This is a genomic window from Ochrobactrum sp. WV_118_8 (genome assembly GCF_039631535.1).
GTDB lineage: Bacteria > Pseudomonadota > Alphaproteobacteria > Rhizobiales > Rhizobiaceae > Brucella > Brucella anthropi.
Genome location: NZ_JBDIUZ010000002.1, coordinates 1,495,222 through 1,521,191, shown reverse-complemented (window position 1 = coordinate 1,521,191; position 25,970 = coordinate 1,495,222). Strand labels below are relative to the sequence as shown.

The following is a 25,970-nucleotide window of genomic DNA, read 5'->3' as shown; positions in this document are numbered from 1 at the left end:
TGCTTTTTTCGGTTACCGCATCAATTGGCGGCGGCAGCGCATTCTTTCAGGATTTGCAGCACCGCGGCCCGCTCTTCGATTTGTGGCATATGTCCACAACCTGCGAAAATGTGGACGCCAACTTTCCCCGGCAAACCATGAGCCTGGGCAACGGGAATAACCCGATCTTCGGCACCGAAGATGAGCCGCACCGGCATTGCAAGCGAGGCAATGCTTGAGCGAACCTCAAAAGTCTGTGTGCCGTCCGCAAAAAACCGATGACCAATCGCTTCCTGCGTATCGCGCAGTTCTGCATCAGCGGCTTGTGCAACTGTTGCATTGATGAACGGCTTCGTCAGATGGCTCTCATCGGCAACGAGCAGTTTCAACCAGGGAACGATGCTGGCTTCGCTTTTCGCGCCGACGAGACCTTTTATGAACGCGCCGTTGACCTGCGGTCCCAAGCCCCCCGAAGAAATAAGCAACAGGGAACGCACATCGACAACACCACGCGCAGCGGTGACTGTGGCGACAGCTCCACCAAGCGAGTGGCCGACCAACAGGCACGACGTCACACCGAAAGCAGCAAGCGTCGCTTCGACTGAAGCAGCAATGTCATCGATGCTTTCAGGAACAACACGTGGCGAATTGCCGTGTCCCGGAAGATCAAGCGCCAGTATCGGGTGGCCAAGCGATGCCCCGGCAAACAAGCCACGCCATGAGTTGAGGTCCGCAGCAAAGCCGTGGATCAGAACAATCGGCAACCGATCGGCCTCACCCTCACGCAACCAGACTGCGTTGAGCTGTCCCGCAGAGGACGGTTCAGCAGTGTTTCTCGCTGGCGGTTTAGCAGCAACCCCAGAAATTTCTGGCTTCGCGACGCTGATATTGCCTTCAACGTCCTTTTTCTGGACACGACCTTTGGGTCCAGAACCCAAGATACTTGCAAGATCAACACCCGCTTCACGTGCAAGCCGACGAGCGAGTGGTGTTGCCCGCACATCATTGGCTGAGCTCGGCTCAAAGCCTTGGGAGGATTTTGGTTCAGCCTGTTTTGAAGTTACCGGCTCAATGACGGTTTCTACGGGTACAGCGGCAACTGGCTCTTCAACGACCGAAGTTGACTTAGCATTACGCTCTTCGCCTTCGTCGTAGATCCAGGCGACAGTCTGACCAACCGGGACAACGGCGCCTTCTGCGGCACTGATATCCGCAATGATGCCTGATGCCGGAGCGTCGACTTCCATCGCCGCCTTGTCAGTCTCAATTTCAAAGAGAAGCTGGCCCTTCGTGACGGTATCGCCATCCTTGGCGTACCAGCGCGAAATCTGCCCCGTCTCCATATCCATATCGACCTTGGGGAGAATGACTTCCACAGCCATGGTCAGCGTACTCCCTTGGCCAGATCACGCGCACTTTTCAGGATATCAGGCACCTGCGGAACCGTTGCGCGTTCAAGATCAGGATTGTAAGGAATTGGAGTTTCTGCCCCGCCAAGACGCACGATTGGCGCATCAAGATAGTCAAAGGCATCACTTTCTGCGACGATTGCGGAGATTTCAGCACCGATACCAAGCGTCTTCACCGCTTCATAAACGCAGAGAAGCTTGGACGTCTTCTTGACGCTTTTAATGATGGTTTCGCGATCAATCGGGCGCACGGTGCGCAGATCGATCACTTCAACATCAATGCCTTCTTTGGCAAGTTCAGCAGCCGCATCAAGCGCCTTGTGCACCATGATTGCGGTTGCGACGATGGTCAGATCGCGACCCTCGCGAACCACTTCCGCCTTGCCGATTGGCACGGTGTAGAAGCCTTCAGGAACCGGACCTTTGGTCTTGTAAAGCAGCTTATGCTCGAAAATCATAACCGGATCAGGATCTTCAACGGCCGCAAGCAACATGCCCTTGGCATCATAAGGTGTCGAGGGCTGCAAAACCTTGAGACCCGGAACATGACCAAGCCAAGCCTCTAAGCTCTGGCTGTGCTGCGCTGCGGCACCCGTTCCAGAGCCTGCAGGAAAGCGCATGACCAGTGGCACAGAAACCGCCCCGCCAAGCATATAGCGGATTTTGGCAGCCTGATTGACGATCTGCTCCATGGCAAGTGCTGCGAAGTCGGAGAACTGGAATTCAAAGATCGGACGCATGCCGGTCAGTGCTGCGCCGACCGCTACACCTGCGCCGCCCAGTTCTGAAATCGGGGTGTCCATGACACGGTCCTCGCCAAAGCGATGCACCAGATCCCCTGTCACCTGAAATGCGCCACCATAGACGCCAATGTCTTCACCCATCAGAAAAACGCGGTCGTCGCGTTCCATGGCAATTGCCATAGCTTCCTGAATAGCTTGCGAGTAACTCAACTCACGGATTGCTGTGTCCATGTTCAAATATCATCCGTGTAAACGTCGCGGGTCAGGTTGGTAAGATCAGGCGCCGGGCTGTTCTTGGCGAATTCAATCGCGTCGGCGATTTCCTTTTCCACCTCAGCACGAATTGCCTCGATCTCAGCGTCATTGATGAAGCCATAGGCTTTCAAATCGGCCTCGAAATGCGCGATGGGATCGCGATCATTCTGCCAATGCTCAATTTCTTCCTTGGTGCGATAGCGGTTGCGATCGCTCTTGGAATGACCACGAATGCGGTAGGTCTTGTTTTCAATGAGCGTCGGTCCATCGCCGCGCCGCGCGCGTTCAGTGGCTTCATTCACAGCTTCCGCCACTTCCGACAGATTGTTGCCGTCCACGATCACGCCCGGCATGTTATAGGCCGAGGCGCGGTCAGCAACATTGGCAACTGCCGTCGAGCGCCTAGTGGAGGTGGACATGCCGTAGCCATTGTTTTCGCAGATGAAAACAACCGGAAGCTTCCAGACCGCGGCCATATTGAGTGCTTCGTGAAAAGCACCCTCATTGTTCGCACCATCGCCAAAGAACGACACGACCACCTTGCCGTTTTTCTGCTTCTTGGCGGAAAGAGCTGCACCTACCGCAATCGGGATACCCCCGCCGACAATACCGTTCGCACCGAGATTTCCCTTGGAAACATCTGCGATATGCATCGAGCCGCCACGGCCTTTGCAATAGCCGGTTTCCTTGCCGAAAAACTCAGCAAACATGCGCTTCACGTCTGCACCCTTGGCGATGCAGTGGCCATGACCACGATGGGTCGAGGTGATCATGTCGTCATCGTTAAGCGGCAGACACGAGCCCATCGCGCTTGCTTCCTGCCCGATGGACAGATGCATCGTTCCATGAATGAGGCCACGCGTGTAGCTTTCTTCCGCGCCCTCTTCAAAGCGGCGGATGAGATACATTTTATGCAGTGCTTCTTTCAGCTGTTCCGGCGAATAAGTGCGGAAAGCATAAGGCAAATTGTGACGGTCGCCCGTATCCTGCGGTTCGACTTTTTTGGCTTGAACCATGATGTTTTGTCCTCACGCTCCGTAAACGAGCTTGTCCTGACGTGCGCGCAGCTCGGCAATCTTGGAACCGGGTGCCACAGCCGCATTGTCGTAAGTGATCAGTTCGCCTTTTTTGATCGGCTTGGTCACGCTGCCACCCTGCAACAACCCGCATGGGATCGCATGCGCGCTTCTTGCTTCACCGGAAGTCATGATCCAAGCGCGGTAGCAATATTCGCCAATCGCATCGAGCTTTTCGCCCGGCTGCATGTCCTTCTTTGCAACGGCTGCCACTTCGGCGACCGGCTTTGAAAGCGGAACCATGTCCGGCTTGCCATAGAGCACAACGCGGGCGCAGGTGAGCGGCACTTCAAGGGAAGTCAGGTGATACGGACGATGGAACGTGAAATATGGACCCTTGCCCATTTTCAGATCTTCCATGCGCTCGGAAATACGCGGATGCGACATGTCGGCGACAACAAATACGCCCGGCGCAACACCCTTGCCGATGGAATAATCGACCACACCGACCTTCGACAGCACGCCGCCATCCTTTTCAGGGATCAGCGTCTTATTGAGCTGGTCGAGCGTTGCAGCAGGGCCGTGCATACCAGCTTTATCGGGGACGAGACCTGTGGCATTGGCAATAGCCGCCATTTCAACCATGGTCTTTGAACCGTCAACGAATTCCACCAACATGCGTACATTCATGTTACGGCGCGTGGCTTCTTCCATATATTCATCTGGAATGGCGTCGATATTGAGCGGATTGTTCTTGCCCTTGCCCGCCGCCACAATCGGATGACCCATGGCAGTCACAAACTCGATCAGCTCCATACAGGATGACGGCTCATCGCCTGCGCCCAGCGAATAGGTCACGCCAAGGCGCTCGGCTTCGGCTTTCAGATATGCACCGATGGTGACGTCCGCTTCGACATTCATCATGACAAGATGCTTGCCATGCTCCATAGCGCGCAGGCCGATTTCGGCCCCCACAGCTGGAACACCGGTTGCATCGATCACGACATCGATAAGATCATTTTCGAGGATCAGATTGGCATTGTCGGTTACAGCAACCTTGTGCGCTTCCATAGCAGCAGTCAGGTCGGAAGCTGTCGAGACCTCGCGGCCATGGCCTTCTTCCTGAAAAGCAATATCCACAGCCTTGAGAGCATTGGGAACGCGCAGTTCAGAAATAGCGCCAACCTCGATGCCCGGCATATGTGCAACGCGCGTGACGATATCGGTGCCCATTTCGCCGGAGCCAATCAGTCCGATGCGAATTGGTCGCCCACTATCCGCCCGCGCCTGCATGTCACGCGCCAAACCTGTCAACGCCACATTGGTTGCCATCGTTTCCTCCTGAACGTCCCTGCAAAATTCTCGCAGTCTCCTCTGATGCATTATCGATTAATGAACATTTGTTTCTAAGTCAATACCAGTGTTCATTTCTCGCAGCGTTTACACCTCCCGAAATGCCATCTTGTTATTCAACTTTAGTTTGCTATAGAATACAAATGTTCTGCCGTTTCGCCCAATTCACATTTTGAAACGTCGATACGTGCGAGCTAATAATGATGTTCTGTTAGTTCGGTGCACTTTGGGACGTGCTCCGAGGGGGAGGAGAGATAAATGGACGCATTTCTGAGCGGACTTAAAACGGCAGTCGATACGCTTGGGGCGACAGTCCTGTTGCCTATCGTGATTTTCATTATCGCAGTGGTACTTGGGGCGAAGGTCGGCAAAGCCTTCCGTGCAGCCATAACAATTGGCGTCGCTTTCATCGGTATCAACCTGGTCCTTGGCCTTATGTTCACCTCCATCGGTGAAGTGGCTCAGGCAATCGTGACCAATACAGGCATCAAACGCGACATCGTTGATGTCGGTTGGCCTTCCGCTGCAGCCATTGCCTTTGGTTCATCCGTGGGCTTGTGGGTTATTCCAGTAGGTATTCTGGTCAACATCGTCCTCCTGCTGATGCGCTGGACGCGCACGCTCAATGTGGACGTATGGAATTTCTGGCACTTTGCTTTCGTGGGCTCGCTGGTTGTCGCTGCAACCGATAACCTCGCTTACGGCATCATCATTGCAGCACTGGTTGCAGCACTGTCGCTGTTGTTTGCAGACTGGTCCGCACGCGCTGTTCAGCAGTTCTATGGCGTACCCGGTGTGTCCGTGCCGCATCTGGCCTCGGCGCAGATCCTGCCAATTGCCATCGTGCTCAACTGGATCATGGATCGCATCCCCGGCATCAACAAGATCAACATCAACACCGAAACCATCGAACGTCGCTTTGGGGTTTTCGGTGAGCCGGTCGTGATGGGGCTGATCATAGGTCTCGTTCTTGGTACTATCGCATTTTATAATGCAGGCGACTTCGGCACGATCCTCGCCAAGGTTCTCGGCACCGGCATGACGCTTGCAGCAGTCATGCTGCTTCTGCCGCGCATGGTGAAAATCCTGATGGAAGGTCTGTTGCCAGTTTCTGATGCTGCACAGGAATTTGTGCGCAAGCGCACAGGCGACCGCGAACTTCTCGTTGGTCTCGACTCGGCAATCCTGATCGGACACCCGGCTGCGATTTCGTCGTCACTCATTCTTGTGCCGATTGCGATCATTCTGTCGGTCATCCTGCCGGGTAACCGCGTGATCCTGTTCGCCGATCTTGCCGTCATTCCGTTTATCGTCGCCATGACGGCACCGCTTCTGAAAGGAAACGTGTTCCGTATGGTCGTTGTCGGAACCATCACACTGGCCATCGGCTTCTATGTCGCCAATGCGCTCGCACCATTGTTCACCGGCGCTGCTGTTTCATCGGGCTTCAAGCTGCCTGAGAACGCCTTGCAGATTACTTCGGTGGTCGATGGATTCCTGTGGGTGCCTTACGTCATCATCTCGGCCATCCAGTGGCTCGGTGCTATTGGTATCGCGGTAATCGCCGTCGTTATTGCAGCGCTTTTCATGCTCTATCGTCGCAATACGCAGGCATGGGAACGCGCTGCGGGTGCTGAGGACGAACCTGCAGACGAAATTGCTGCCTGAGGGCGGCAATGATCGCTGCATGAAATACAAGTCGCACGTCGAGATCGGCGTGCGACCTTCTTTGAATGGAGAATGGAATGGCTGCTGGTCTGATTGATTTTCTCGACCCACAAGCGATCGAGCTTCAGAGCGACGCAAAAACCAACGAAGAGATTATCCGGATATTGGCGGGCAAGCTGGAGAAACTTGGCTACGTCAAGCCAAGCTATGCTGATGCCGTCGTCAGCCGCGAACTGTCCATGCCTACCGGATTACCGCTTGAGCGCGATGATAACGTCGCAGTCCCTCACACCGATCCTGAACATGTGATCAAGGCTGGTATTGCATTCGCGACGCTGAAATCGCCCATCCAGTTCGCCAATATGGAAGACCCGGAAGAAGCTGTCCCGGTTGGATATGTGTTTCTGCTTGCCATCAATGACAAGGACAAACAGATTGAAACCTTGCAGCAGATCATGGCAACCATTCAGGATGCTGATGCACTCGACAGGCTGAAGGCCGCACGCACGCTTGAGGACGTTCAAACTGCCTTGCAATAGAGGCTAGAGCATTTCCAGCAAAAGTGCGAAGCGGTTTTGCGTCGGATAATGCGAAAAACAAAGAAATAGAGCATTTCCAATGATTCAAGAAAAACAGGAAATGCTCTAGCGCCCTGAACACACAAGCACCAATTGGAGGAAACCATGGCTAAAATGAAAACAATTCTCTTCGCTTGCGGTACAGGTGTAGCGACATCTACGGCAGTGAATGCAACCGTCACCGAAGAAATGAAAAAGCGTGGGCTTACCTTCAATGCTCAACAGGCAAAAGCCACGGAAGTTCCTTCTCTCGCCGACAATGTGGATTTCATCGTTTCCACCACGCCTATTTCGGCTTCGGTGACCAAGCCCGTCATCAAGGGCCTCCCCTTCCTGACCGGCATCGGCAAGGATCAGGTTCTCGATCAGATCGAAGCCGAGTTGCGCAAATAAGCGCGGACCGTAAAACCTGACCGTTCACGCGACCTAACGGGTTTAGTGCGGGTTATCTTCTGAAATCCGATAATCCCTAAGTTTCGCAACAGCGCAGCGGGCGGCGCCAGCACCTCCCGTTGCGAGTTCTCTCCCGCACTGGCTTGAACCAAAGCCCTATCGCAGATCAACCAGATCGCCCACAATCGCCGCAGCCTCGTTCTGCAGGACATCTGTCGCGCTCTTGCGGTTTTTCTCAATCGCCAGATCAGCACTCAAGCTTCGCTCATTCGACTGCAGACCGTCATCCATCCCGGTATCAATACCGTCGTTGACCTTCCCGCGTGCCTTGATCCGCTTTTCCTGAGCGGCCATCTCGTTGCGACGTTCAGTTTCGTTGAGGGATATGGACGTTTTCTCGCGCTGCTCTTTCAGCGTTGCAACGTCTTGCAAAAAGTCCTGAAACTCCAGAGATTTCTGCACGCGCTCGTCATGCAGCTTCTGCAGCCGGGGCAACAGCGTCTTTATATTATCCGATGACTTGTACTTCGCAGCCTTCACCTGCGACCACGGCAACGCATTGTCGAAGCTTGATTCACCGACAAGCTTGAGATCGAAAAGCCCCGGTAGACTGATATCGGGTGTTACACCACGCAATTGGGTCGTACCACCGTCAACTCGGAAGAACTGCGCGACTGTAAATTTAAGCTCGCCATATTCGGGTTTGGGGTTATTGGCCACTTCGTCGAGATTGACCACGGTCTGCACCGTTCCCTTGCCGAAACTTGGTTCGCCGATAACCACACCACGACCATAATCCTGTATCGCCGCAGCAAAAATCTCGGAAGCCGAAGCTGAACCGCGATTGATGAGTACGCCCAGCGGGCCCTTCCAGGCAGGTGCCGAAAGAGTATCGCTTTCCACCTTGACTTCGCCGCTTGCATTGCGCTGCTGAACGACCGGTCCTTTTCCAACAAACAATCCTGTCAGATCGATCGCTTCGCTGAGCGAACCGCCGCCGTTGTTGCGCAGGTCGACCAGCACACCATCAACCTTGTCTTGCTTCAACTCAGCAATGAGCTTGGCAACGTCGCGGCTGGCACTCCTGTAATTCTTATCGCCCTTGCGCCGCGCTTCAATGTCTTCGTAAAACGCAGGCAGAGTGATCACTCCAATCTTGCGGGAGGCGTCTCCGTCTTTCACCGAAAGGATCTTCTTCTGGGCGGCCTGCTTGTCGAGACTGATCTTGTCGCGGACTAGAGAGATGACATGGTGCTTGCCGTCGGGGCCAGCATCAACGGGCAGGATATCGAGCCGCACAACCGAACCCTTGTCACCACGGATCATCTGCACGACCTCATCGAGACGCATGCCGATCACTTCCTTGATAGGACCTTCCTTGCCCTGTCCAACGCCAACAATACGGTCGCCCACGGCAAGCTTGCCCGATGACTGTGCCGGACCACCCGCAACCAGTTCACGGATCGTCGTATAGTCGTCTCTTTCCTGGAGCACCGCGCCGATACCGACCAGAGACAGCTTCATTGAAATATCGAATTCGGCTGAAGCCTTAGCACCGAAGTAATCGGTATGCGGATCGACCGACGTCGTATAGGCAGCCATGAATGATTGGAAAGCGTCGTTGCTGTTGTATTTAAACGTGCGCTCGATGGAGTTTTCATAGCGCTTGTCGAGCGTTTTGCGAATCGTCGCATCATCCTTGCCGGCAAGCTTCAAACGCAGCCAGTCGTTCTTGACGCGTTTGCGCCACAGATCATTGCTCTCCTCACTTGATCGCGGCCAGGGCTCCTTGTCGCGCACGATAGAGAAATCTTCCTGCTTGCTGAAATCGAACCCCTGCTTGAGCAGGCTGCGCGCAAAGGTCATGCGCTCGATGATGCGCATCTGGTAGGTGTTGAAGATGGAAAACGGAACAGTCAAATCCTGACGTTCGATGGCATCATCGATTTCCTTGCTGCCGGTCAGGAACTTGTCGACATCCGCCTGCAGAAAGATGAGCCGATCCGGGTCCAGCGAGTCGATAAACCGGTTCATGATCCGGATCGACAGCGCATCATCCAGAGGAATGGGCCGATAATGAAAACGCGTGAGAAACTCTGCCGTTAGATTGGCGGCTTGCATTTGCTCCGGCGACGGCTTCAAAATGGCCGGAGAACTGACTTCAAGAGCATGCGCTGACGAAATGCCTGCCAAAAAGAGCCAGACCAAGCCAATTTTAATGCGTTTCAAGCTGTGTTCCATTCTCGACATTGAGCGCTTAGTTCCAACCCTTGTTCAGCAATTATGTTTTTTTGGCAACCGTCTGTATGAATTATTCAGTCGAGCGGCACTTGGTACTGGCCCATAAGAGATAGACATTGGCTACCGGAGGGGCTTCTTCATGATCAATGGCCCATCTGAGGCGGGTGCCGTATATCGCATTACCACCCGGATCGTCCGCGACTTAACCGGAGCTCTGTTCGCGCACTCATTCAGCGCCTGCTGCGCGCTGATTGCGAATTCTCGGCCCGCTCGTCTAACTGGTTGATACTCGACAGTCACGATGCGCACCAACTCGCCCTCAGCATTATATGTAACCTCGAAAGTTGCGGACGCTCGTTGATAGTCAATATTCTCGGGCAACTTCCAGCACTCGGAAGCCATATCGGCAACCAATTGCGCGTCGTTTGCAGCAGCGGGAAAGGCTGCAAACAGCATCAGGATAGTTCCGACGAAGCCAGTTCTGTGCATGTTTCTCCGTCGCGATTTCACGGGTTACGATTCCACCCTTATACGTAGTCGTTGAATCGCGAAGCTACCAGTCTGGGGAGGTTTGTGGTTGTAAAACTTGTATGACCATCAAGCCGGATTTTCCCCGCTTTTTCCCGTTCATCATCAGTTCATGCGCCAGATTTCAGGATGCGAGCTTGAAAGGAGTACGCAGAATGAACCTAGTTAAAGGACTGATCGCCGGTGTTCTCGGTGTCGGGATGCTGATCGGAGCAGGTGCTGCCAATGCCGCGCCGACACTGAACGTCGCAAAACCAGACGTGAGTTCGAATGTCGAACAAGTCCGGGATCATCGGGGGCATCATTCACGGAAACATTGGAAGAAACGGCATCACTACAAGCGAAACAACTGGCGCTCGCATCACCGCCATTATCGTGGACCACGCTGGCATTCGCATCGTCATTACAGGCACAACGCCTGGCGCAATCATCACAGACACCACTATTATAGTGGGCCACGCGTGAGGCAGGGTCACTATTAGCGAAAGGGGCGCGTAACCGCGCCCCCTTTTTTCATTCTCGCTGAAAATGATCGGGGTTGAACCACGTTCAGCCCCGATTGTTCATTCTTACTTTGCTTCGATAGCCTGCAGACCGGCAAGTGCGCATTCCGCATCAGTTGCACCCGATGGTGCGCCGCCAACGCCAATTCCGCCAACCAATGCATCCCCGATCTTGATCGGCAACCCACCCGCCTGAATAACGAAGCGAGAATCCATGTCCCGCATGCCATTATTGGCTGGCTTCGACGCGATAAACTCTGCGACTTCACCGGAATCACGGCCCAGAGCAGCCGACGTGAACGCTTTTCCTTCCGCGCTGTTGCCGGTATGCGGACCGGAAAGATCGGCCTTGAGCAGAACCTTGGTCGATCCGTCTCGCGCCACAACTGCAACGCTCACATTATTGCCCTTGGCGACACAGGCATCCAGTGCAGCCTGTGCAGCTTTGGTTGCCAGATCAAGCGGCAGATAGGGCGTGGTGGGAAGAGTCTGAGCGAAAGCGGCAGCCGGGGCCATCGACAAAACGATAATTGCAAGTTTACGGATCATGGTCGTTCCTCAGTTGTGATGAGGAACATTTAGTTCCCGTCAGCAAGCAGTGAAATCCGTAACATTTACGAACTTATCGGTAGTTCTACGGATGTGACTGTCCTTCAAGCCACAAGCGTGTCATTTCCGCTTGCGAAGTCGTGCCCAGTTTTGCTCCTATGGCCGCACGGTGGCTATCTATCGTGCGTGGCGACAATTCAAGACCATCGGCAATTTGCCGGGTAGTGAAGCCCTGTGCAATACGATCAAGCACCTCACGCTCACGCGCCGTCAGCGCGTCCAGCAATGCCAGCGTTTCGGCTCTCAGAGCCTCGCTCCCCAGCTTGCGTTCAAGCAGTTGCTGAGCCTTCTGGATTGCATCGATCAAATCCTGCTCATCGACCGGCTTGGAAAGATAATCCACCGCGCCATTTCTAAAGGCGCGACGACAGGCTTCGATATCGCCGTGGCCCGAGATGATGATCACCGGCCAGTCAACTTCCTGCCCGGCCAGAAGCTCCTGAAGCTTCAGGCCCGTCATGACAGGCATGCGAATATCGAAAATCATGCATCCGGGTTTCAGTCGCGGCAGCTGCGCCAAAAAAGCGGAAGGATCAGCAAACCCCCTGACCTCGATGTCTATGGTCGACAGAAGAAGGCTGAGCGACTTTCGTACCGCTTCATCATCATCGACAAGATAGACCGGTTGAACCATCGTCTTAACTTCCTGTGCCATCGGCGATTGGGAGCACAACGCGAAACAACGCACCTTGCTCCTGAGGAATATAGGAAATTTCACCACCAAAGCGTTCAACCAGCCGCTGGCTGAGTGCCAGGCCGAGACCGGTCCCTTCAGGGCGATTTGTCGTAAAAGGGGTAAAAAGACGCGGCAACAACTCTGGCGCAACACCGGGGCCGTTATCGGCAATTTCCAGAATAGCGAGCGATCCGTCAGCTTTCAGAGATGCGTTGATCCGTCGATCACCATCACTATCATGAAAGGATTCAATTGCATTGCGGAGAAGATTGAACATCACCTGTTCCATTTCCACCGGGTCAAACGCAGCCAACAAAGGTGTCTCGGGTATCGAGAGTTCAACTTTGACGCCTTGTCGTACAGCCTCCGAGGCGAGCAGTGTCTGCACGTTCTGAAGTGAAAGGCGCAGATCAGCATGTTTCGTCTGCCGGCGCTGCGGACGAGACCAATTGCGTAGCCGATCCAGAATGGCGGATGCCCGACGCGCCTGATCCACCATATCGTCCAGCGCTCCGGCCAGTGCCGTCATATTGTTGCGGCTCAACAAGCGGCGCCCCGCCTGAGCCCCCGCCAGAAGGGCCGTCAGGGGCTGCGTCAACTCATGTGCCATGCCGCTTGCCATTTCGCCCATCGTGTTGACGCGTGAGGCGTGTGCCAATCGGGCTTCGAGGCTACTCAGTTCTGCACGACGTTCCGCATGGCGCGTGCGTTGTGTCTGGCGAACGATGACCAATCCACCAAAGAACAGCAGGTTCGTAAGAACGAGGATCGGAATAAGCTGGTCAAACGGCAAAAGATCAGTCCAGCCCATGGCAAGGGCTGTCTGGAAGAGAAGCGGTTGCGTTGCACTGCCCAGTTTCTTGGAAAAATGCGCTTCACCAAATGTGCCCGCGCTACTGAACAAAACCTTCCCATCTGGCATGAGGATACGCTGCGCAACGCCATCCCGGCTCCAGAATGCATCGTCAGAACTGATGAGACTGCTCGCATTGATCGAGAGTGTCAGACCGTCGTGCGGGGTGTCCGTATTCGGGCTGCGTTTTACGATCATGTAATGCCCGGGTCGCGCAGCAGGTGCCAGAAGCTCGGGGACGCCTCGCGATGAACGAGCGGCCACACGTATGGCATCAGCCAGTTCCGGTTCCAGCTTTCTTGTGCCGGTCACCGGCTCAGCCGGGTTCATCGGCACCAGTTGAATTTCATCGATGCGCGGATAGAAACGAGTGATCGTTGCCGCCACTTCGAGGAAAACGTCATCCTGCGAAACATCAGCCGTTCGCGCTTTGGATTGAGCGATCGTTGAAAGCGCCGTCAGATGGGCATCGTGTTGGTCGGCACGTTGGGAAGCCTCACGATGTAACGTAAAGCTGGCAGCTTGAAGTTCGGACAACAGCGCCGCTCGTTGATAAACAGCAAGGCTGCCTATCGCCAGAAGGTTGAACAGCAGACACAAGAGAAATGGAAGCAAGGCAGATCGGATGCTTCCATTGTAGAGGTTCATAAATTGCATCCCGATATCAGGCTGTGTTCTGGTCTTTATGGCATCTCTGCTATCTATATATACCCGTATTTATCTCCCCGTCCAAACCGCACCATGCACGATACATGCCTGGGCTGTTGAACGGCAGGCTGACATTGCCTTTGCGATCCACCGCAACAAGACCGCCAGAGCCACCGATTTCACCCAGCTCGCGGACAACCGCGCCAGCTGCCTCATTGAGCGATTGCCCTGCCCAGCGCATCCGTGCATCCACTTCGTGACCCACCGCCCAGCGAATGAAATATTCTCCGTGACCTGTGGCGGAAAGCGCTACCGTCTCGTCATCCGCCCAGGTTCCAGCACCGATGACCGGGCTGTCGCCAACGCGTCCCGGTGTCTTGGCGGTCATGCCGCCCGTGGATGTGGCTGCCGCCAGATGACCGAAACGATCCAGTGCAACTGCTCCGACAGTGCCATGTTTGCGGGCAGGATCGCCATCGTCGGCGGCACCACTGCGACGACGTGCCATTTCGTCGTGCAAGGCCTTGCGACGCTGTTCCGTCGAGAACCATTCCGGCGCCATCATTTCCAGACCGGCAGCTTCGCAAAATCGCTTTGCCCCTTCGCCTGCGAAAAATACGTGTTCGGTCTGCTCCATGACTGCACGTGCCGCCAGAACAGGATTGCGTGGCCCGCAAATTCCGGAGATGGCACCGCATGCCCGCGTTGCACCATCCATGATGGCCGCATCCATCTCATGCGTTTCATCCGTCGTGAAAACGGCTCCGCGCCCGGCGTTGAAAAGCGGATTTTCTTCCAGGGCAATCACAGATGCCGTCACGGCATCAAGTGCTTTGCCACCTTTACGCAGAACATCCAGTCCAGCCTGCAGGCATTCCCGCAGGCCGGCATGATAGGCTGCTTCCTTCTCTGGCGTCATATTGGCTTTAAGAATGGTTCCAGCGCCGCCATGCAACGCGATGACAGGTACAAATTCGGGCATCTGCATTAACTCGCTAAAAAAACCGGCGGCCTTGAAGCCGCCAGTGGATACGGTCTTATTTCGGCTTGACGTCCATTGCCAACGTGTCCTCGTCAGAGCGCGGCGTATAGGAAATCTTGTCCTTTTTTACACCCCATGCCGACATGTTCACAGCAAGCGGCAAATCTGGTCTGTCGGTTGAAACAAGCAGATTGGCTTTCTCAAGAAGAGCGCCACGCTTGGCCTCGTCCATTTCACTACCGGCATCCTCAATCAGCTTGTCCATTTCCGGATTGGAATATCCGCGCGTATTGAAAGCGCCCAGTGATTTCGCGGTGTCATTTGTATGCATCAATGACGACAGCATATAGTTGGATTCACCGGTCAGCGTGCCCCAAGACGCCATATAGAGCGAATAATCCCCGCGCGTCTTGGCCGGATTAAATACCGCTGCAGGGACGCCGCTGACATCGACCTGAACATTGATCGAAGCGAGCAACTGGGCAATTGTCGGCCCCAATTCCATCGGCATACGGTCATTGGCATAATTCAATGACACTTTGAAACCATCCGGATAGCCAGCATCGGCCATCAGCTTGACTGCCTTTTCAACGTCGTAAGCAGCCGGAGCAATGTCCTTGTTGTAGCCGAAAATATTCGAGGCCACCATTTGCGTGGGCACCGAGCCCATGCCTTCCAACGCTACTTCCGTGATCGTCTGGCGATCAATAGCCAGGTCGAAAGCTTCACGCACACGCGGATCAAGGAATGGGTTCTTCTCCAGCTTTTTGCCGGTTTTATCCCAGACCATTGGCGATTCTTTGCGGAAGTCGAACTCCAGATAGGGAATATAGACGGATTCATCCTTCACGACGTCCAGCTTGGAATCGGACTCCAAGGCAGCAAGATCTGTCGAAGGAACCTTCGATATCAAATCAACCTGACCGGCCTTCAGCTGGGCAACGCGAGCAGCATCATTGGGAATTTCCTTGCGCACGACGTGATCCCAAGGCTGGGCACCACCCCAGTAACCGTCAAATTTTTCCAGTACCAAGTCCTGCGTGGGAGCCCATTTCACAAATTTATAAGGACCCGTACCAATCGTAGCCTTACCTGAATTGAAACCGTCTGCGGCCGTTTCCTTGGTCGAGTAATCCGCTGCAGCCTTGTGGGAAACAATGAACAGACGTACGAAATCATTGGGCAATGTTGGCGCCGATCCAACCGTCGTCACACGGACGGTCAGCGGATCGATCACTTCCACACCCTTCACCCTGCGAATATAAATGGTCGAAGGATTAGGTCCCGTAACATTTGGAATGCGCTCGATGGAAAACTTCACGTCCTCGGCAGTAAAGTCCGATCCATCGTGGAATTTGACACCTTCACGCAGTTTGAACTCCCACGTCGTGTCATCGACAGGCTTCCAGCTCACAGCGAGTGACGGTTCGACTTCGAGCTTATTGCCCGATTTCAAGAGCGTATCGAAAACATGCTTGGTCGCTTCGGCATTCGCAGACGTTGCCGTAAAGTGCGGGTCCATTGAAGCTGGCCCCGATTTCGTGGCAATCACGAGGTCGGCAGCAATCGCTGACAACGGCATCATCAGTGTCGTTGCCAGTAAGGCGGTGTTGAATATCGAACGAATGGTCATTTTTTCCCCTGTAATTTTCTCATTGGCATGACGAGTAGTAAAATCCATGGCAAGCCGACTTGCCGATTATTGATCCGAGATGTGCTGTTTCAGGTATCTTCGCCTTCGATAGGCTCCAAATCCGCGACGAGCTGCTGCGGCCAGCTTTCCGAAGCTACCACCAGCTTGGTCAGGATTTCAGAAAGGTTCAAACGCTCGGCGGGCGACAGGGATTCGAGCATCATGCGTTCGTGATCCATCATCTTCGCCTCGACAGCTTCCACCGCCAAACGCCCTTTTTCAGTCAGTTTTAAAGCAACTCGGCGCTGGTCAATGGGGTCGAGCTCGCGGCTGATCATGCCCAACGTGTCGAGCTTGTTCACGGCACGGCTCAAGGTATTTTTTGGGAAACCGGACGACCGGACAACTTCGGTCAGGGTCAACTCGGCGCTCAGATAGAGCGACCAAAGCACGACAAACTCCGGCCGCAGCAAACCAAGTTGCTGCTGGATCAATCCATAAACAGGATTGTTGAACCGCAACGCCAGATAGTTCAACCGAAATGAAAGCCAGCACGGATTTCGCCAGAGCTTGGGATAGAGCGGATCGCCCTCCGAAAGACTGGAAAGCCCCGGCTCCTCCCGTCCCGCGCGCCCTTCGTAAAGAGCCGTACGCAACAAATCATCCATCGATAAAACCTCAGCGGTTTTTCATTTAGTACTATTTGGAACGATATTTAAAAATTTTGTTGCGTCAACTCTATTTTTTTGTTCCTAATGGAACCGAATTCAAAAAAGCAAATGAATGCAGGGATGCCATCGCACAACCATCCCTGCGAGGGGTTAGTGCGCTCTGGTTGCCAATCCGGAAAATTGCAGGAGACGAAAATGCGCATTCAGGACATGCATTGGTCGCAGGTCGAAGCACGTGTAAAAGAAGACGACCGTTGCGTCATCCCGATCGGGTCTGTTGAACAACATGCCTATTTGAGCTTGGCAACCGATATGATCCTGGCCGAACGCGTTGCCGTAGAGGCGTCCGAGCCGACAGGCGTGCCGGTGTTTCCTTGCCTGCCCTATGGAATGGCATCCGGGTTCGCTGATTTTCCAGGTACGGTTACGCTGACGCTGCGCACCTACATCAATGTGATCGAGGACGTTCTGAACAGTGTCTATCATTCAGGTTTCCGTCGCATTCTGATTGTCAACGGTCATGGCGGCAATTCGCCTATCAACCCTCTCCTGTCGGAATGGATGAACAGTCATCGCGACACTTCGGTCAAGCTTCACGACTGGTGGCGCGCGCCAAAGACCATGGCAAAAGTGCAGGAGATTGACCCTGCTGCCAGCCATGCCAGCTGGATGGAGAACTTTCCATGGACCCGCCTGGAAGGTGCGCCGATCCCGAATTTCCAGAAAGAGCGCATCGACTTTGCCGCATCCGCGCGCGTCGATGCTGGCAGAAAGCGTGAACGTATTGCCGAGGGCAATTATCACGGCGTCTTCCAAAGGCCCGATCGGGACATGATGGAAATCTGGAAGGTCGGTGTCGAGGAAACACGCCACGAGATCGAGCATGACTGGCATTAACGCGCCGGTCAAACCTTCCAAGTCCCTCGCAACCCTTGCCCGAATGCAACCATTGGGGCACTAGCCAGAGAAAAGCCAATGGCCTCATTCATTCTCCGCAGGTCGGGACAGGCGTTCATCGTCCTGGTGGTCATGTCCATTCTTGTGTTCATTGGCGTTTACGTCATCGGCAACCCCATTGACGTACTCATTTCACCGGATGTTACGCAAGAAATCCGCCAGCGGGTTATCGAGGAATACGGCCTCAACCAGCCCCTCTGGAAACAATATGCCGATTTTGTCGCCAAGACTGTCAGTGGCGACTTCGGAAGATCATTCGTCTTCAACATGCCAGTCAGCGAGTTGATTGCCCAGCGATTGCCGGCGACCTTGGAGCTCGCTGTTATCGCCGTTCTGCTTGCCTCTCTTATCGGCATCCCTCTTGGCGTCTATGCCGGTTACAAGCCAGAAGGGTTCGTTTCCAAACTGATCATGGCAGGCTCGATACTTGGCTTTTCCGTACCTACCTTCTGGATCGGATTGATGCTGATTATGGTGTTTGCTGTTCAGCTCGGCATGTTGCCCGCCGGTGGGCGAGGAGAGACTGCCGATATTTTCGGGATTCCCTTTTCGTTTTTGACCCGCGATGGCTGGTCACATCTCTTCCTTCCAGTTCTTAATCTGGCTCTGTTCAAGATGGCGATGATGTGTCGACTGGCAGCAGCAGGCACACGCGAGATAATGACGACCGATACAATTAAATTTGCACGGGCGGCAGGCATTCCTGAACACACGATCCTGCGCCGGCATGTATTGAAGTTGATCTCCATTCCGCTTGTTACGGTGTTTGGTCTGGAACTCGGCTCAACACTTGCCTTCGCTCTTGTCACGGAAACCATTTTCAACTGGCCGGGGCTCGGAAAACTCATCGTAGACTCCATCGCATCGCTCGACCGTCCAGTCATGGTCGCCTATCTGATGATGGTCGCGATCCTCTTCGTCGTCATCAACCTTTGCGTCGATCTGGCTTATGCAGCCCTCGATCCACGACTGCGTCAGAAAGGTCGCTGAGATGGCCGAAACGGTATCAACTCAAAGCTCCGCTCCAATAAGCAGCACGTCTCCTGTGAAGGAGTTTTGGCGGGCCTTTTCCAAGAACAAGGTCGCGGTTATCGCATTCGCTGTGGTTGTCATCATTGCTCTGCTGGCAATATTCGCGCCATGGATCACGCCACAAGACCCCTACGACCTCAAATCTCTCGTGCTGCGTGATGCGCGCCGGCCGCCCGGCTATGTCGGTGCCCAGGGCATGTATTATCTGCTCGGCTCGGACAGTCAGGGACGCGACCTGCTGTCAGCCATTATATATGGTCTGCGCATATCACTCGAAATGGGACTGATTGCAGGGGCCATAGCCTTCAGCCTCGGCGCGATTGTCGGTTGTTTCGCGGCCTATCTTGGCGGGCGAACAGAAACTTTCATAATGCGCCTTGTGGACGTGCAATTGTCCTTTCCGGCCATCCTGCTGGCCTTCGTGGTTGCCGCCGTGCTCGGTCAGGGAAAGTGGCAGCTCATTCTGGCACTTGTCTTCGCGCAATATGCCTATTTCGTACGCACGGCACATGGTGCGGCGGCGGCGGAACGGCAAAAGGATTACGTGCAGGCAGCCCTTTCCGTGCCGATGAGTGGCTGGCACGTCGTGACACGGCATATCCTGCCCAACTCCCTGCCACCGCTCATCGTCGTGGCAACTGTGCAAGTTGCTTCAGCCATTTCGCTGGAAGCCACGCTTTCATTTCTTGGTGTCGGCCTGCCGCCAACAGAGCCCTCCCTTGGAATGTTGATTGCCAATGGCTTTCAGTATCTTCTGTCGGGCCGCTACTGGATTTCCATCTATCCGGGCGTTGCGCTGATCGTTCTGATCATGGCCATCAATCTCATGGGCGATCAGATCAGAGACATACTCAATCCGAGGCTGCGCAAATGACAGCTCTGCTACAAGTCGACAATCTCTCCACTTATTTTGAAACTGACCGCGGTACGGTGAAATCCGTCGATGGCATCTCATTTGAAATCGGGAAAGGCGAAATACTTGGCCTTGTTGGAGAATCCGGTTCAGGAAAATCGATCACCGGTTTCTCTCTGATTGGCCTGATCGATAAGCCTGGCAGAATTCAACCCGGAAGTTCAATTCGATTTGAAGGCCGGGAGCTGGTCGGATTGCCGGAAAACCAATTGCGCAGCATTCGCGGCCGGGAAGTCTCTATGGTCTTTCAGGACCCCATGATGACCCTAAACCCGGTCCTCAAGGTCATCGACCAGATCGCAATGGCTATCCGCGCTCACGAAAAGGTTTCGGATGCCGAAGTTCGCCGCAGAGCGATCGAAGCTTTGGCGCGGGTGCGCATTGTCGAGCCGGAAAAGAAGGTCGACCAGTATCCACATCAGTTTTCAGGTGGCATGCGCCAACGCGTGGCGATTGCTATTGCGCTGCTTCACAAGCCAAAACTGGTAATCGCGGACGAACCCACAACGGCGCTCGATGTGTCGGTTCAAGCGGAAATCCTCAAAGAAGTGAAAGCGCTCGTCTCTGAACTGGGTATTTCGATGATCTGGATCAGCCATGATCTCGCGACCGTTGCTTCAATCTCACAGAGAATAGCCGTCATGCGGCTTGGCAAGATTGTCGAGATGGGGAGCGTTGCCGAAGTACTCGGTTCTCCCAAGCACTCCTACACTCAAGGCCTGCTTGATGCCCTGCCGTCACGAAAACAGCCAGGGGAGCTTCTAACCTCAAGCGCCACCGAGAACGCTGGCGAATATTCAATTATAGAGACGCAGAAGAATAAATCTCTCGCCCCAAGCCCGAACTTCGTCAGCGCCGATGACGTTACGATGGTCTTCCAAAAGCCGGTAGGCTCGCTTGGCCGTTTTGCCCAACGGCTCGGCCTCGCCAAACCAGCTCATGCCGTCCATGCCGTTCAGTCCGCAACTCTTACGATTGCACGCGGCGAAGTGCTGGGGCTGGTCGGCGAATCCGGCTCGGGGAAATCAACGCTTGGCCGCATCATCTGCGGCATCTCCACGCCAACTTCGGGTAATGTTCTGGTTGACGCTCGCAAGGTGCGGGAAAAAGACCGTAAGATCGGCACTTCCGTTCAAATGATCTTTCAGGACCCCTTTGCATCGCTTGATCCACGCCGCACAATATTTCAGTCCGTCGCGGAAGGGCCGATCGCACACGGGCTTTGCACCAAGAAAGACGCGCGCGAATATGTCAATCGCTGGCTGAAATCAGTGGCATTCGATCCGGCGCTGGCAGACCGTTATCCTCACCAATTCTCCGGCGGACAGCGACAGCGCATTGCTATTGCGCGGGCGCTGGCAATGCAACCGGAGCTCATCGTTTGCGACGAACCAGTGGCTTCGCTCGACGTTTCCATTCAGGCACAGGTTATCAATCTCCTGTTGCAACTGAGGAAAAGCCTTGATCTGACATTGCTTTTTATCAGCCATGACCTGTCTGTCGTTCGCCATCTGTGCGACCGCGTTGTTGTCATGCATCACGGCAAGATTGTCGAAGAAGGTACCGTTTCTCAAATATTCACTCAGCCGAAACAGCCATATACGCGCATGCTGCTTGACGCGGTGCCCAAGCTGGCCTGGTGAAGGAGCCTCTCGAACGGAGTTCAAAAGGCTTCACTCACCCCGTCTCAGAGTATAGGGCAGAATAAACAGATACAGCCCGGTTGCGAGTAATATAAACAGCGGTAGAAGCGGAGAATAAACGATCCACACCGGAGGCTGCCCGAACGCCATAGTGACGAAATTCGCAATCACGGTAAGCGTGAATATGATCGACAACCAGCGGTGAATTTGGCGTATGGATTTATTCAAGACCATATGTGCTTCTCCTTATGGAGTTCGCCAACCACATTGGCTGAACTCCAGCTCCTTCCAGCTCATTATGTTTTGCGGCACTCTCTCTAGGAGCAGGTTCAGTCCAAATCAGCGGCGACGGCATCGAGCTTTTCAAGGAAATTTCGCCATCCATGATGTGCACCGTGAAAGGCCTGTTTCTGACCTGGCATAAAGCCCGACTGTTCCATCCGCAAATGTGTCCCGGTGGCGGTCGGTATCAAAGTCAAGGTCACGATACTTCTGAGATTGTATGCTTCGTCCTCATGGGTGTGGTTCCAGGTGTAGGATAGCCGCCTGTTCGGCTCGACCACCAGAACCTCACAATCCAGCACCCCGCCCCACTCACCTTTGAGCTTGAAACAATGGCCTACGGTCGGAGCGAAATCATTATTCATCAGCCATTCCGCGATGAGGTGAGGCTCCGTCAATGCGCGCCAGAGCTTTTCAGGCCGATGAGGCATTTCACGCTCAACAATTACCGTTCGCACATCATCTGATATCTCGGTCATTGATCCATCCTCTTCAACAGGTCTTCAAGGGCATCGAACTTCTGCTCCCAGAAACCGTTCAACTCTTTCGCCCAATCGATCAGTGGAATTAGTGCCGTGTATTCGGCCCTGTAGTGGCTTTGGCGCCCCTCGTGACGATCACTGACGAGGCCTGCCCTCTTGAGAGCGGCAAGATGCTTTGAGACGACCGGCTGGGACACACTCGTTCCTGCAGTCAAAACCGTAACCGTCTTCTCGCCCTCTCGGCAAAGTCGTTCAAATATCGACCGTCGGGTCGGATCGGATAAAGCTTTGAAAACTTCGTCTCGCATAGTCATCGCTCAATTCATACCCAATTGGCTATGCGTTGATACATAGCCGAATGGCTATACATCAGTCAAGTGCCTTTCGACGAACTGTCCGTAACGACGTGACACACTGACTGACCTGAGAGCCGTCCGATGCAAATAAAATAAGGATGGACAGGCGGAACATGCCGCCTCCGTTATCAGAACCGCTTCTTGAAATTGACCAGGAAACCGTGTTCACGGTCCCCGTCTGCAGCTATCAGACCACGATATTCAAGCAGTGCTGCTTGTCCCTTTGTCGCCAATATCGCTATCATCACGACCACAGCCGAAGCTGCCCCGACAGTCAGTTCTCTGGCAAGATGATAACCCATGCTAGCGCTGACGCCGGTGGTCGTGACCTGACGTGCTTGCCATTATCATGCTCACCCACATTGATCGCACCACACCGGTCCGCAGAGTGAGAAGATTGCACCGGAACCAATCACCTTGCCAGAATTCATCGTGACCTTCACCAAGACGACAAATGAGCGGTTGAACATCATGCGCTCATACACCTGTTCCGGTCTTTCGCCGCTTCAAAAGTGGGAGTGTTGCAGGATGACTACAAACCAACAAACATGACTCTTTTAATCATGTAATTTCTTGCCAGCACCAATACATGAATATATCACTCATGATTGTCAAAATCATGTTGGGAATATTCTATATGCGCTCCGATTGCATGCCTCTTCGCCGTACAATTCTGGCTGGTACATCCCTGATTGCTCTTGCCGCCACGGCAATAGCGCAGGACCAGACCACTGCCTCTCCAACGGAGAATGGTGCAATCGTTCTCGACAAGATTGTGATCGACGGCGGCAGCGGCGGCGTGATCGATGCGGACGGTTATGTGGCGCGCAGCAGTGCGACCGGCGCCAAGATCGACACGCCATTTGTGCAGACCCCGCAGTCCATTTCGTCCGTCACCCAACAGCAGCTTGAAGATCGCAATCCGCAGACCTTGCTCGACGCCATTGCCTATACGCCCAGTGCACGCGTTGGCGGCTTTGGTTTCGATCCGCGGTTCGACTCCTTCACCGTGCGTGGCTTCGACGTCACCTATACCGGTGTCTTTCGTGACAATCTGCGCCAGCCCGGAGCAAGCTCGGCGCTGTTCAAGACTGAACCCTATGGCCTGGAAGGCGTTTCCATTCTGCGCGGCCCATCGTCAGCCCTTTACGGCGCTTCCGGTGCCGGTGGCCTGTTCAACCTGATCAGCAAGCGCCCGACCGAAACCCCGCTTCACGAAGTACAGGTCCAGTACGGTACCAATAATCGTTATCAGACCCAGTTCGACCTCTCCGGCCCGGTCAAGGAAGGCGACCCACTTTACTACCGCCTGACAGGGCTTTGGCGCAACGCCGATACCGAACAACCCTCGGTTCCCGACGACCGTATTTACATTGCACCGGCATTTACGTGGAAGCCCGACGAAGACACGCGCCTGACAATCCTCAGCGAGTTCTCCCGCATCAAAACCGGCGGCACTGCCGCTTATTATTACGATGCCGTAACGGGCAAGGTATCCGACATTTTTGCAGGCAACACTGCCTTCAATGACTCAGTACAAACGCAGGGGCGTGTCGGTTATGAATTTGAAACCCGCCTCAACGACACGTTCGTGTTCCGCCAGAATGCTCGCCTTGCATCGACCAAGATCGGAGCCGACTGGGCCTTTGCCTATCAGGCCAATGAAATCGATCCGTTACTGCTCGACAGCAGCGCAGGCACTTTTGAGGAGCGGCTGACCAGTTTCACAATCGATAATCAACTGGAAGCAAGCTTCGATACCGGCAATTTCGAGCACACGCTTTTGGCCGGCGTAGACCTGACAAAGCTGCAATGGAAGGGATTGAACGGGTATGGCTATACGCCACCGCTGGATACCAGACATCCGTCCATGGGGCGCCCTGTAGCGCCAATCGATTTCCAGACAAAAGACGTTCAGGACCAGCTCATGGCTGGCATCTATCTGCAGGATCAGATCCGCTATGATGCCTGGACCATAACCCTCGGCGGTCGTCAGGACTGGGTCAGCACCGACACCAAGAACACCGATCTGGCAACCGGCACGTCCAGCGATTTTGATCAGAGCGACAAGGCCTTCACATGGCGCGCCGGGCTGACTTACGAAACACCTTGGGGCATCACGCCATATGCCAGCTATTCGACAGCCTTTTCGCCCAATGCCGGTGTAAACCGGGCAACAGGCAATCCGTTCGAGCCAACGGAAAGCGAACAGCAGGAAGTCGGGATCAAGTATCAGCTGCCCAACAGCAACACCCTGATAACGGCCGCCCTGTTCAACATCAATCAGGACAACGGTCTCTATTACGAAGTGGTCGAATTGGATGCTGGCCCGGCCAACATTCAGGTACAGCGCGGGAAACTGCGTTCGCGCGGCCTGGAACTGGAAGCCAGCACCAGTCTCGACAACGGCCTCTCCCTCATTGCGTCCTATAGCTACATGCAGACCAGCATCAAGGACGGTCCGGACGGAACAGTGGGCAATGAAATCTCATCTGTACCGACCCACATGGCGTCAGCCTGGGCTCACTATAAGTTGCCTGAGAACAGCTTCCTTTACGGGCTGGGTGTCGGCGCAGGTGTCCGTTTTGTCGGCTCAAGTTACGGCAATGACGAAAATACTATGAAAAACAGTTCGCGCGCCTTTGTCGATGCAGCAATTGATTTCGATTTTGGCGCGATCAAGAAGGACTATGAAGGTGTCAAACTGCAGGTCAACGCCACCAACCTGTTCGACACCAGCAAGCCGGTCTGCTCCGCAGGTTTCTGTTATCGTGATCAGGGCCGCACTGTTGTCGGCAGCCTGAAATATTCATGGTAAGCGCCGATACCAGAAATGAAGCACTGCAAGCTCTCAGGCCCCAAGGCCTGAGAGCACTGTTCCATGGTGACAATGCATGGTGTGCCGATAGTATGATGCTGTCCTGCGAAATGACTGACAGCATGCCTCTGTCGGAATTTCTGTACGGCCCTCTCCTGACGAAAACCCTGCATCAATGCGCAGCCGCCTATCCTGATGCCGACCTGCGGGCGGTTTCTTCGTTCTGGTCGCTCTATTATTTTTCGCTTCTGGTCATTCCCTATATCTGCGCCCGACAAAGTGGAGTGGCCCTTCCGGTCGAGCTCGAGAATATGACCATTGCCATCAATGATCAGGGCTTGCCACGTTCCTTTGGCTTGCCCCACGAAGGGCAAGCTTGTGACGCGCCGGATGTGATGACGGTTATCAGCCATGTCGCAAAAAGCCATCTGAACACTGTCGTTCAAGTCCTGAAAGACCGCACCGGCATCTCACCGAAGCTCGCCTGGAATAATGCAGCGGTCTATATCGACTACGCCGTCAACAGCGCAGCTGAAAACCATTGTCGTGATGGCTGGCCATGTCGCCCGCTTTTTGAAACGCAGATTTTTGACGATGGAACGCGCAACCCGTTTTTTGGGTGTCTGCGTCAAGAAACAGATCATGGCGCCAATTTGTGCCGGCGCAAGATTTGCTGCCTGCGCTATAAACTGCCGGGCGTTGCCGGATGCGGTGAATTATGCGCGCTCCCCGAACTTAGAAAGCAATGA

Annotated in this window: 25 protein-coding genes; 10 read left to right on the top strand and 15 right to left on the bottom strand. The window is 54.3% G+C overall.

The window, feature by feature from the left end; genetic code table 11:
- Positions 1-20: 20 nt before the first annotated feature.
- From ABDF71_RS21180 to ABDF71_RS21165, 4 genes are read right to left on the bottom strand one after another with little or no spacing between them, the layout of a single operon-like run.
- Positions 21-1,361 (bottom strand): acetoin dehydrogenase dihydrolipoyllysine-residue acetyltransferase subunit, encoded by a 1,341-nt coding sequence (locus ABDF71_RS21180; RefSeq protein WP_258125121.1) that lies wholly within the window; start codon positions 1,359-1,361, stop codon positions 21-23.
- 2 nt (positions 1,362-1,363) lie between these two features.
- Positions 1,364-2,362, bottom strand: coding sequence for an alpha-ketoacid dehydrogenase subunit beta (locus tag ABDF71_RS21175; protein ID WP_024896483.1), 999 nt, complete (start codon positions 2,360-2,362; stop codon positions 1,364-1,366).
- 2 nt (positions 2,363-2,364) lie between these two features.
- Positions 2,365-3,402, bottom strand: coding sequence for a thiamine pyrophosphate-dependent dehydrogenase E1 component subunit alpha (locus ABDF71_RS21170; protein ID WP_151664278.1), 1,038 nt, complete (start codon positions 3,400-3,402; stop codon positions 2,365-2,367).
- A gap of 12 nt (positions 3,403-3,414) precedes the next feature.
- Positions 3,415-4,734, bottom strand: a complete 1,320-nt coding sequence (locus ABDF71_RS21165) for an NAD(P)H-dependent oxidoreductase (protein WP_010659298.1) — start codon at positions 4,732-4,734, stop codon at positions 3,415-3,417.
- 279 nt (positions 4,735-5,013) lie between these two features.
- Between ABDF71_RS21165 and ABDF71_RS21160 the strand changes: the two genes are divergently transcribed.
- The 3 genes from ABDF71_RS21160 (at position 5,014) to ABDF71_RS21150 (ending at position 7,394) form a co-directional block, all read left to right on the top strand.
- On the top strand, positions 5,014-6,423 hold the full coding sequence (locus tag ABDF71_RS21160; RefSeq protein ID WP_258125120.1) for a PTS galactitol transporter subunit IIC: 1,410 nt from the start codon (positions 5,014-5,016) through the stop codon (positions 6,421-6,423).
- 77 nt (positions 6,424-6,500) lie between these two features.
- Positions 6,501-6,962, top strand: a complete 462-nt coding sequence (locus ABDF71_RS21155) for a PTS sugar transporter subunit IIA (protein ID WP_010659300.1) — start codon at positions 6,501-6,503, stop codon at positions 6,960-6,962.
- Positions 6,963-7,106: 144 nt separating this feature from the next.
- Positions 7,107-7,394 (top strand): PTS sugar transporter subunit IIB, encoded by a 288-nt coding sequence (locus ABDF71_RS21150; protein ID WP_151689345.1) that lies wholly within the window; start codon positions 7,107-7,109, stop codon positions 7,392-7,394.
- A 156-nt stretch (positions 7,395-7,550) separates the two neighbouring features.
- Here ABDF71_RS21150 and ABDF71_RS21145 read toward each other — a convergent pair whose 3' ends face one another.
- On the bottom strand, positions 7,551-9,635 hold the full coding sequence (locus ABDF71_RS21145) for a carboxy terminal-processing peptidase (RefSeq protein WP_258125145.1): 2,085 nt from the start codon (positions 9,633-9,635) through the stop codon (positions 7,551-7,553).
- Between the two features lie 683 nt (positions 9,636-10,318).
- Here ABDF71_RS21145 and ABDF71_RS21140 point away from each other — a divergent pair.
- Complete coding sequence (locus ABDF71_RS21140; RefSeq protein ID WP_155997873.1) at positions 10,319-10,645, top strand: hypothetical protein; 327 nt, start codon at positions 10,319-10,321, stop codon at positions 10,643-10,645.
- An 87-nt stretch (positions 10,646-10,732) separates the two neighbouring features.
- On the opposite strand, the gene ABDF71_RS21135 is transcribed toward ABDF71_RS21140, so the two are convergent.
- From ABDF71_RS21135 to ABDF71_RS21110, 6 genes are all read right to left on the bottom strand, one after another.
- Positions 10,733-11,215 (bottom strand): GlcG/HbpS family heme-binding protein, encoded by a 483-nt coding sequence (locus ABDF71_RS21135; protein WP_010659305.1) that lies wholly within the window; start codon positions 11,213-11,215, stop codon positions 10,733-10,735.
- 85 nt (positions 11,216-11,300) lie between these two features.
- Positions 11,301-11,909, bottom strand: coding sequence for a response regulator transcription factor (locus ABDF71_RS21130; RefSeq protein WP_010659306.1), 609 nt, complete (start codon positions 11,907-11,909; stop codon positions 11,301-11,303).
- A gap of 4 nt (positions 11,910-11,913) precedes the next feature.
- Positions 11,914-13,452, bottom strand: a complete 1,539-nt coding sequence (locus tag ABDF71_RS21125; protein WP_264811667.1) for a sensor histidine kinase — start codon at positions 13,450-13,452, stop codon at positions 11,914-11,916.
- 49 nt (positions 13,453-13,501) lie between these two features.
- The gene (locus tag ABDF71_RS21120) at positions 13,502-14,434 is read right to left on the bottom strand and encodes an isoaspartyl peptidase/L-asparaginase family protein (protein WP_029926422.1); all 933 of its coding nucleotides are present in this window, start codon (positions 14,432-14,434) and stop codon (positions 13,502-13,504) included.
- Between the two features lie 55 nt (positions 14,435-14,489).
- Positions 14,490-16,067: an ABC transporter substrate-binding protein gene (locus ABDF71_RS21115; protein ID WP_258125230.1), complete on the bottom strand. Its 1,578-nt coding sequence runs from the start codon at positions 16,065-16,067 to the stop codon at positions 14,490-14,492.
- An 89-nt stretch (positions 16,068-16,156) separates the two neighbouring features.
- On the bottom strand, positions 16,157-16,735 hold the full coding sequence (locus tag ABDF71_RS21110; protein ID WP_010659311.1) for a MarR family winged helix-turn-helix transcriptional regulator: 579 nt from the start codon (positions 16,733-16,735) through the stop codon (positions 16,157-16,159).
- Positions 16,736-16,933: 198 nt separating this feature from the next.
- On the opposite strand from ABDF71_RS21110, the gene ABDF71_RS21105 reads away from it, so the two are divergent.
- From ABDF71_RS21105 to ABDF71_RS21090, 4 genes are all read left to right on the top strand, one after another.
- A complete protein-coding gene (locus ABDF71_RS21105; protein WP_258125231.1) occupies positions 16,934-17,635 on the top strand; it encodes a creatininase family protein in 702 nt (233 codons plus the stop codon).
- A 78-nt stretch (positions 17,636-17,713) separates the two neighbouring features.
- On the top strand, positions 17,714-18,685 hold the full coding sequence (locus ABDF71_RS21100; RefSeq protein ID WP_010659313.1) for an ABC transporter permease: 972 nt from the start codon (positions 17,714-17,716) through the stop codon (positions 18,683-18,685).
- A gap of 55 nt (positions 18,686-18,740) precedes the next feature.
- On the top strand, positions 18,741-19,601 hold the full coding sequence (locus tag ABDF71_RS21095) for an ABC transporter permease (protein WP_010659314.1): 861 nt from the start codon (positions 18,741-18,743) through the stop codon (positions 19,599-19,601).
- Entirely contained in the window at positions 19,598-21,283 is a 1,686-nt protein-coding gene (locus ABDF71_RS21090; protein WP_258125232.1) for a dipeptide ABC transporter ATP-binding protein, read from the top strand. The genes ABDF71_RS21095 and ABDF71_RS21090 overlap by 4 nt, the downstream gene beginning before the upstream one ends.
- 30 nt (positions 21,284-21,313) lie before the next feature.
- Here the strand turns inward: ABDF71_RS21090 and ABDF71_RS21085 are convergent, their stop codons facing one another.
- The 4 genes from ABDF71_RS21085 to ABDF71_RS21070 all read right to left on the bottom strand — a co-directional run bounded on the left by ABDF71_RS21085 (position 21,314) and on the right by ABDF71_RS21070 (position 22,705).
- Positions 21,314-21,517 (bottom strand): hypothetical protein, encoded by a 204-nt coding sequence (locus ABDF71_RS21085; RefSeq protein ID WP_010659316.1) that lies wholly within the window; start codon positions 21,515-21,517, stop codon positions 21,314-21,316.
- A gap of 95 nt (positions 21,518-21,612) precedes the next feature.
- On the bottom strand, positions 21,613-22,044 hold the full coding sequence (locus ABDF71_RS21080; RefSeq protein WP_010659317.1) for an SRPBCC family protein: 432 nt from the start codon (positions 22,042-22,044) through the stop codon (positions 21,613-21,615).
- Positions 22,041-22,361: an ArsR/SmtB family transcription factor gene (locus tag ABDF71_RS21075; protein ID WP_010659318.1), complete on the bottom strand. Its 321-nt coding sequence runs from the start codon at positions 22,359-22,361 to the stop codon at positions 22,041-22,043. The genes ABDF71_RS21080 and ABDF71_RS21075 overlap by 4 nt, the downstream gene beginning before the upstream one ends.
- A gap of 170 nt (positions 22,362-22,531) precedes the next feature.
- A complete protein-coding gene (locus ABDF71_RS21070; protein ID WP_155269270.1) occupies positions 22,532-22,705 on the bottom strand; it encodes a hypothetical protein in 174 nt (57 codons plus the stop codon).
- 335 nt (positions 22,706-23,040) lie between these two features.
- Between ABDF71_RS21070 and ABDF71_RS21065 the strand changes: the two genes are divergently transcribed.
- Complete coding sequence (locus ABDF71_RS21065; protein ID WP_151610403.1) at positions 23,041-25,221, top strand: TonB-dependent siderophore receptor; 2,181 nt, start codon at positions 23,041-23,043, stop codon at positions 25,219-25,221.
- A complete protein-coding gene (gene fhuF / locus ABDF71_RS21060) occupies positions 25,215-25,970 on the top strand; it encodes a siderophore-iron reductase FhuF (protein WP_012093457.1) in 756 nt (251 codons plus the stop codon). The genes ABDF71_RS21065 and fhuF overlap by 7 nt, the downstream gene beginning before the upstream one ends.

Coding starts and splice junctions, on each gene's coding strand:
- ABDF71_RS21180 (WP_258125121.1), bottom strand. CDS start 1,361: ATGGCTGTGGAAGTCATTCTCCCCAAGGTCGATATGGATATGGAGACG.
- ABDF71_RS21175 (WP_024896483.1), bottom strand. CDS start 2,362: ATGGACACAGCAATCCGTGAGTTGAGTTACTCGCAAGCTATTCAGGAA.
- ABDF71_RS21170 (WP_151664278.1), bottom strand. CDS start 3,402: ATGGTTCAAGCCAAAAAAGTCGAACCGCAGGATACGGGCGACCGTCAC.
- ABDF71_RS21165 (WP_010659298.1), bottom strand. CDS start 4,734: ATGGCAACCAATGTGGCGTTGACAGGTTTGGCGCGTGACATGCAGGCG.
- ABDF71_RS21160 (WP_258125120.1), top strand. CDS start 5,014: ATGGACGCATTTCTGAGCGGACTTAAAACGGCAGTCGATACGCTTGGG.
- ABDF71_RS21155 (WP_010659300.1), top strand. CDS start 6,501: ATGGCTGCTGGTCTGATTGATTTTCTCGACCCACAAGCGATCGAGCTT.
- ABDF71_RS21150 (WP_151689345.1), top strand. CDS start 7,107: ATGGCTAAAATGAAAACAATTCTCTTCGCTTGCGGTACAGGTGTAGCG.
- ABDF71_RS21145 (WP_258125145.1), bottom strand. CDS start 9,635: ATGGAACACAGCTTGAAACGCATTAAAATTGGCTTGGTCTGGCTCTTT.
- ABDF71_RS21140 (WP_155997873.1), top strand. CDS start 10,319: ATGAACCTAGTTAAAGGACTGATCGCCGGTGTTCTCGGTGTCGGGATG.
- ABDF71_RS21135 (WP_010659305.1), bottom strand. CDS start 11,215: ATGATCCGTAAACTTGCAATTATCGTTTTGTCGATGGCCCCGGCTGCC.
- ABDF71_RS21130 (WP_010659306.1), bottom strand. CDS start 11,909: ATGGTTCAACCGGTCTATCTTGTCGATGATGATGAAGCGGTACGAAAG.
- ABDF71_RS21125 (WP_264811667.1), bottom strand. CDS start 13,452: ATGAACCTCTACAATGGAAGCATCCGATCTGCCTTGCTTCCATTTCTC.
- ABDF71_RS21120 (WP_029926422.1), bottom strand. CDS start 14,434: ATGCCCGAATTTGTACCTGTCATCGCGTTGCATGGCGGCGCTGGAACC.
- ABDF71_RS21115 (WP_258125230.1), bottom strand. CDS start 16,067: ATGACCATTCGTTCGATATTCAACACCGCCTTACTGGCAACGACACTG.
- ABDF71_RS21110 (WP_010659311.1), bottom strand. CDS start 16,735: ATGGATGATTTGTTGCGTACGGCTCTTTACGAAGGGCGCGCGGGACGG.
- ABDF71_RS21105 (WP_258125231.1), top strand. CDS start 16,934: ATGCGCATTCAGGACATGCATTGGTCGCAGGTCGAAGCACGTGTAAAA.
- ABDF71_RS21100 (WP_010659313.1), top strand. CDS start 17,714: ATGGCCTCATTCATTCTCCGCAGGTCGGGACAGGCGTTCATCGTCCTG.
- ABDF71_RS21090 (WP_258125232.1), top strand. CDS start 19,598: ATGACAGCTCTGCTACAAGTCGACAATCTCTCCACTTATTTTGAAACT.
- ABDF71_RS21085 (WP_010659316.1), bottom strand. CDS start 21,517: ATGGTCTTGAATAAATCCATACGCCAAATTCACCGCTGGTTGTCGATC.
- ABDF71_RS21080 (WP_010659317.1), bottom strand. CDS start 22,044: ATGACCGAGATATCAGATGATGTGCGAACGGTAATTGTTGAGCGTGAA.
- ABDF71_RS21075 (WP_010659318.1), bottom strand. CDS start 22,361: ATGACTATGCGAGACGAAGTTTTCAAAGCTTTATCCGATCCGACCCGA.
- ABDF71_RS21070 (WP_155269270.1), bottom strand. CDS start 22,705: ATGGGTTATCATCTTGCCAGAGAACTGACTGTCGGGGCAGCTTCGGCT.
- ABDF71_RS21065 (WP_151610403.1), top strand. CDS start 23,041: ATGCGCTCCGATTGCATGCCTCTTCGCCGTACAATTCTGGCTGGTACA.
- fhuF (WP_012093457.1), top strand. CDS start 25,215: ATGGTAAGCGCCGATACCAGAAATGAAGCACTGCAAGCTCTCAGGCCC.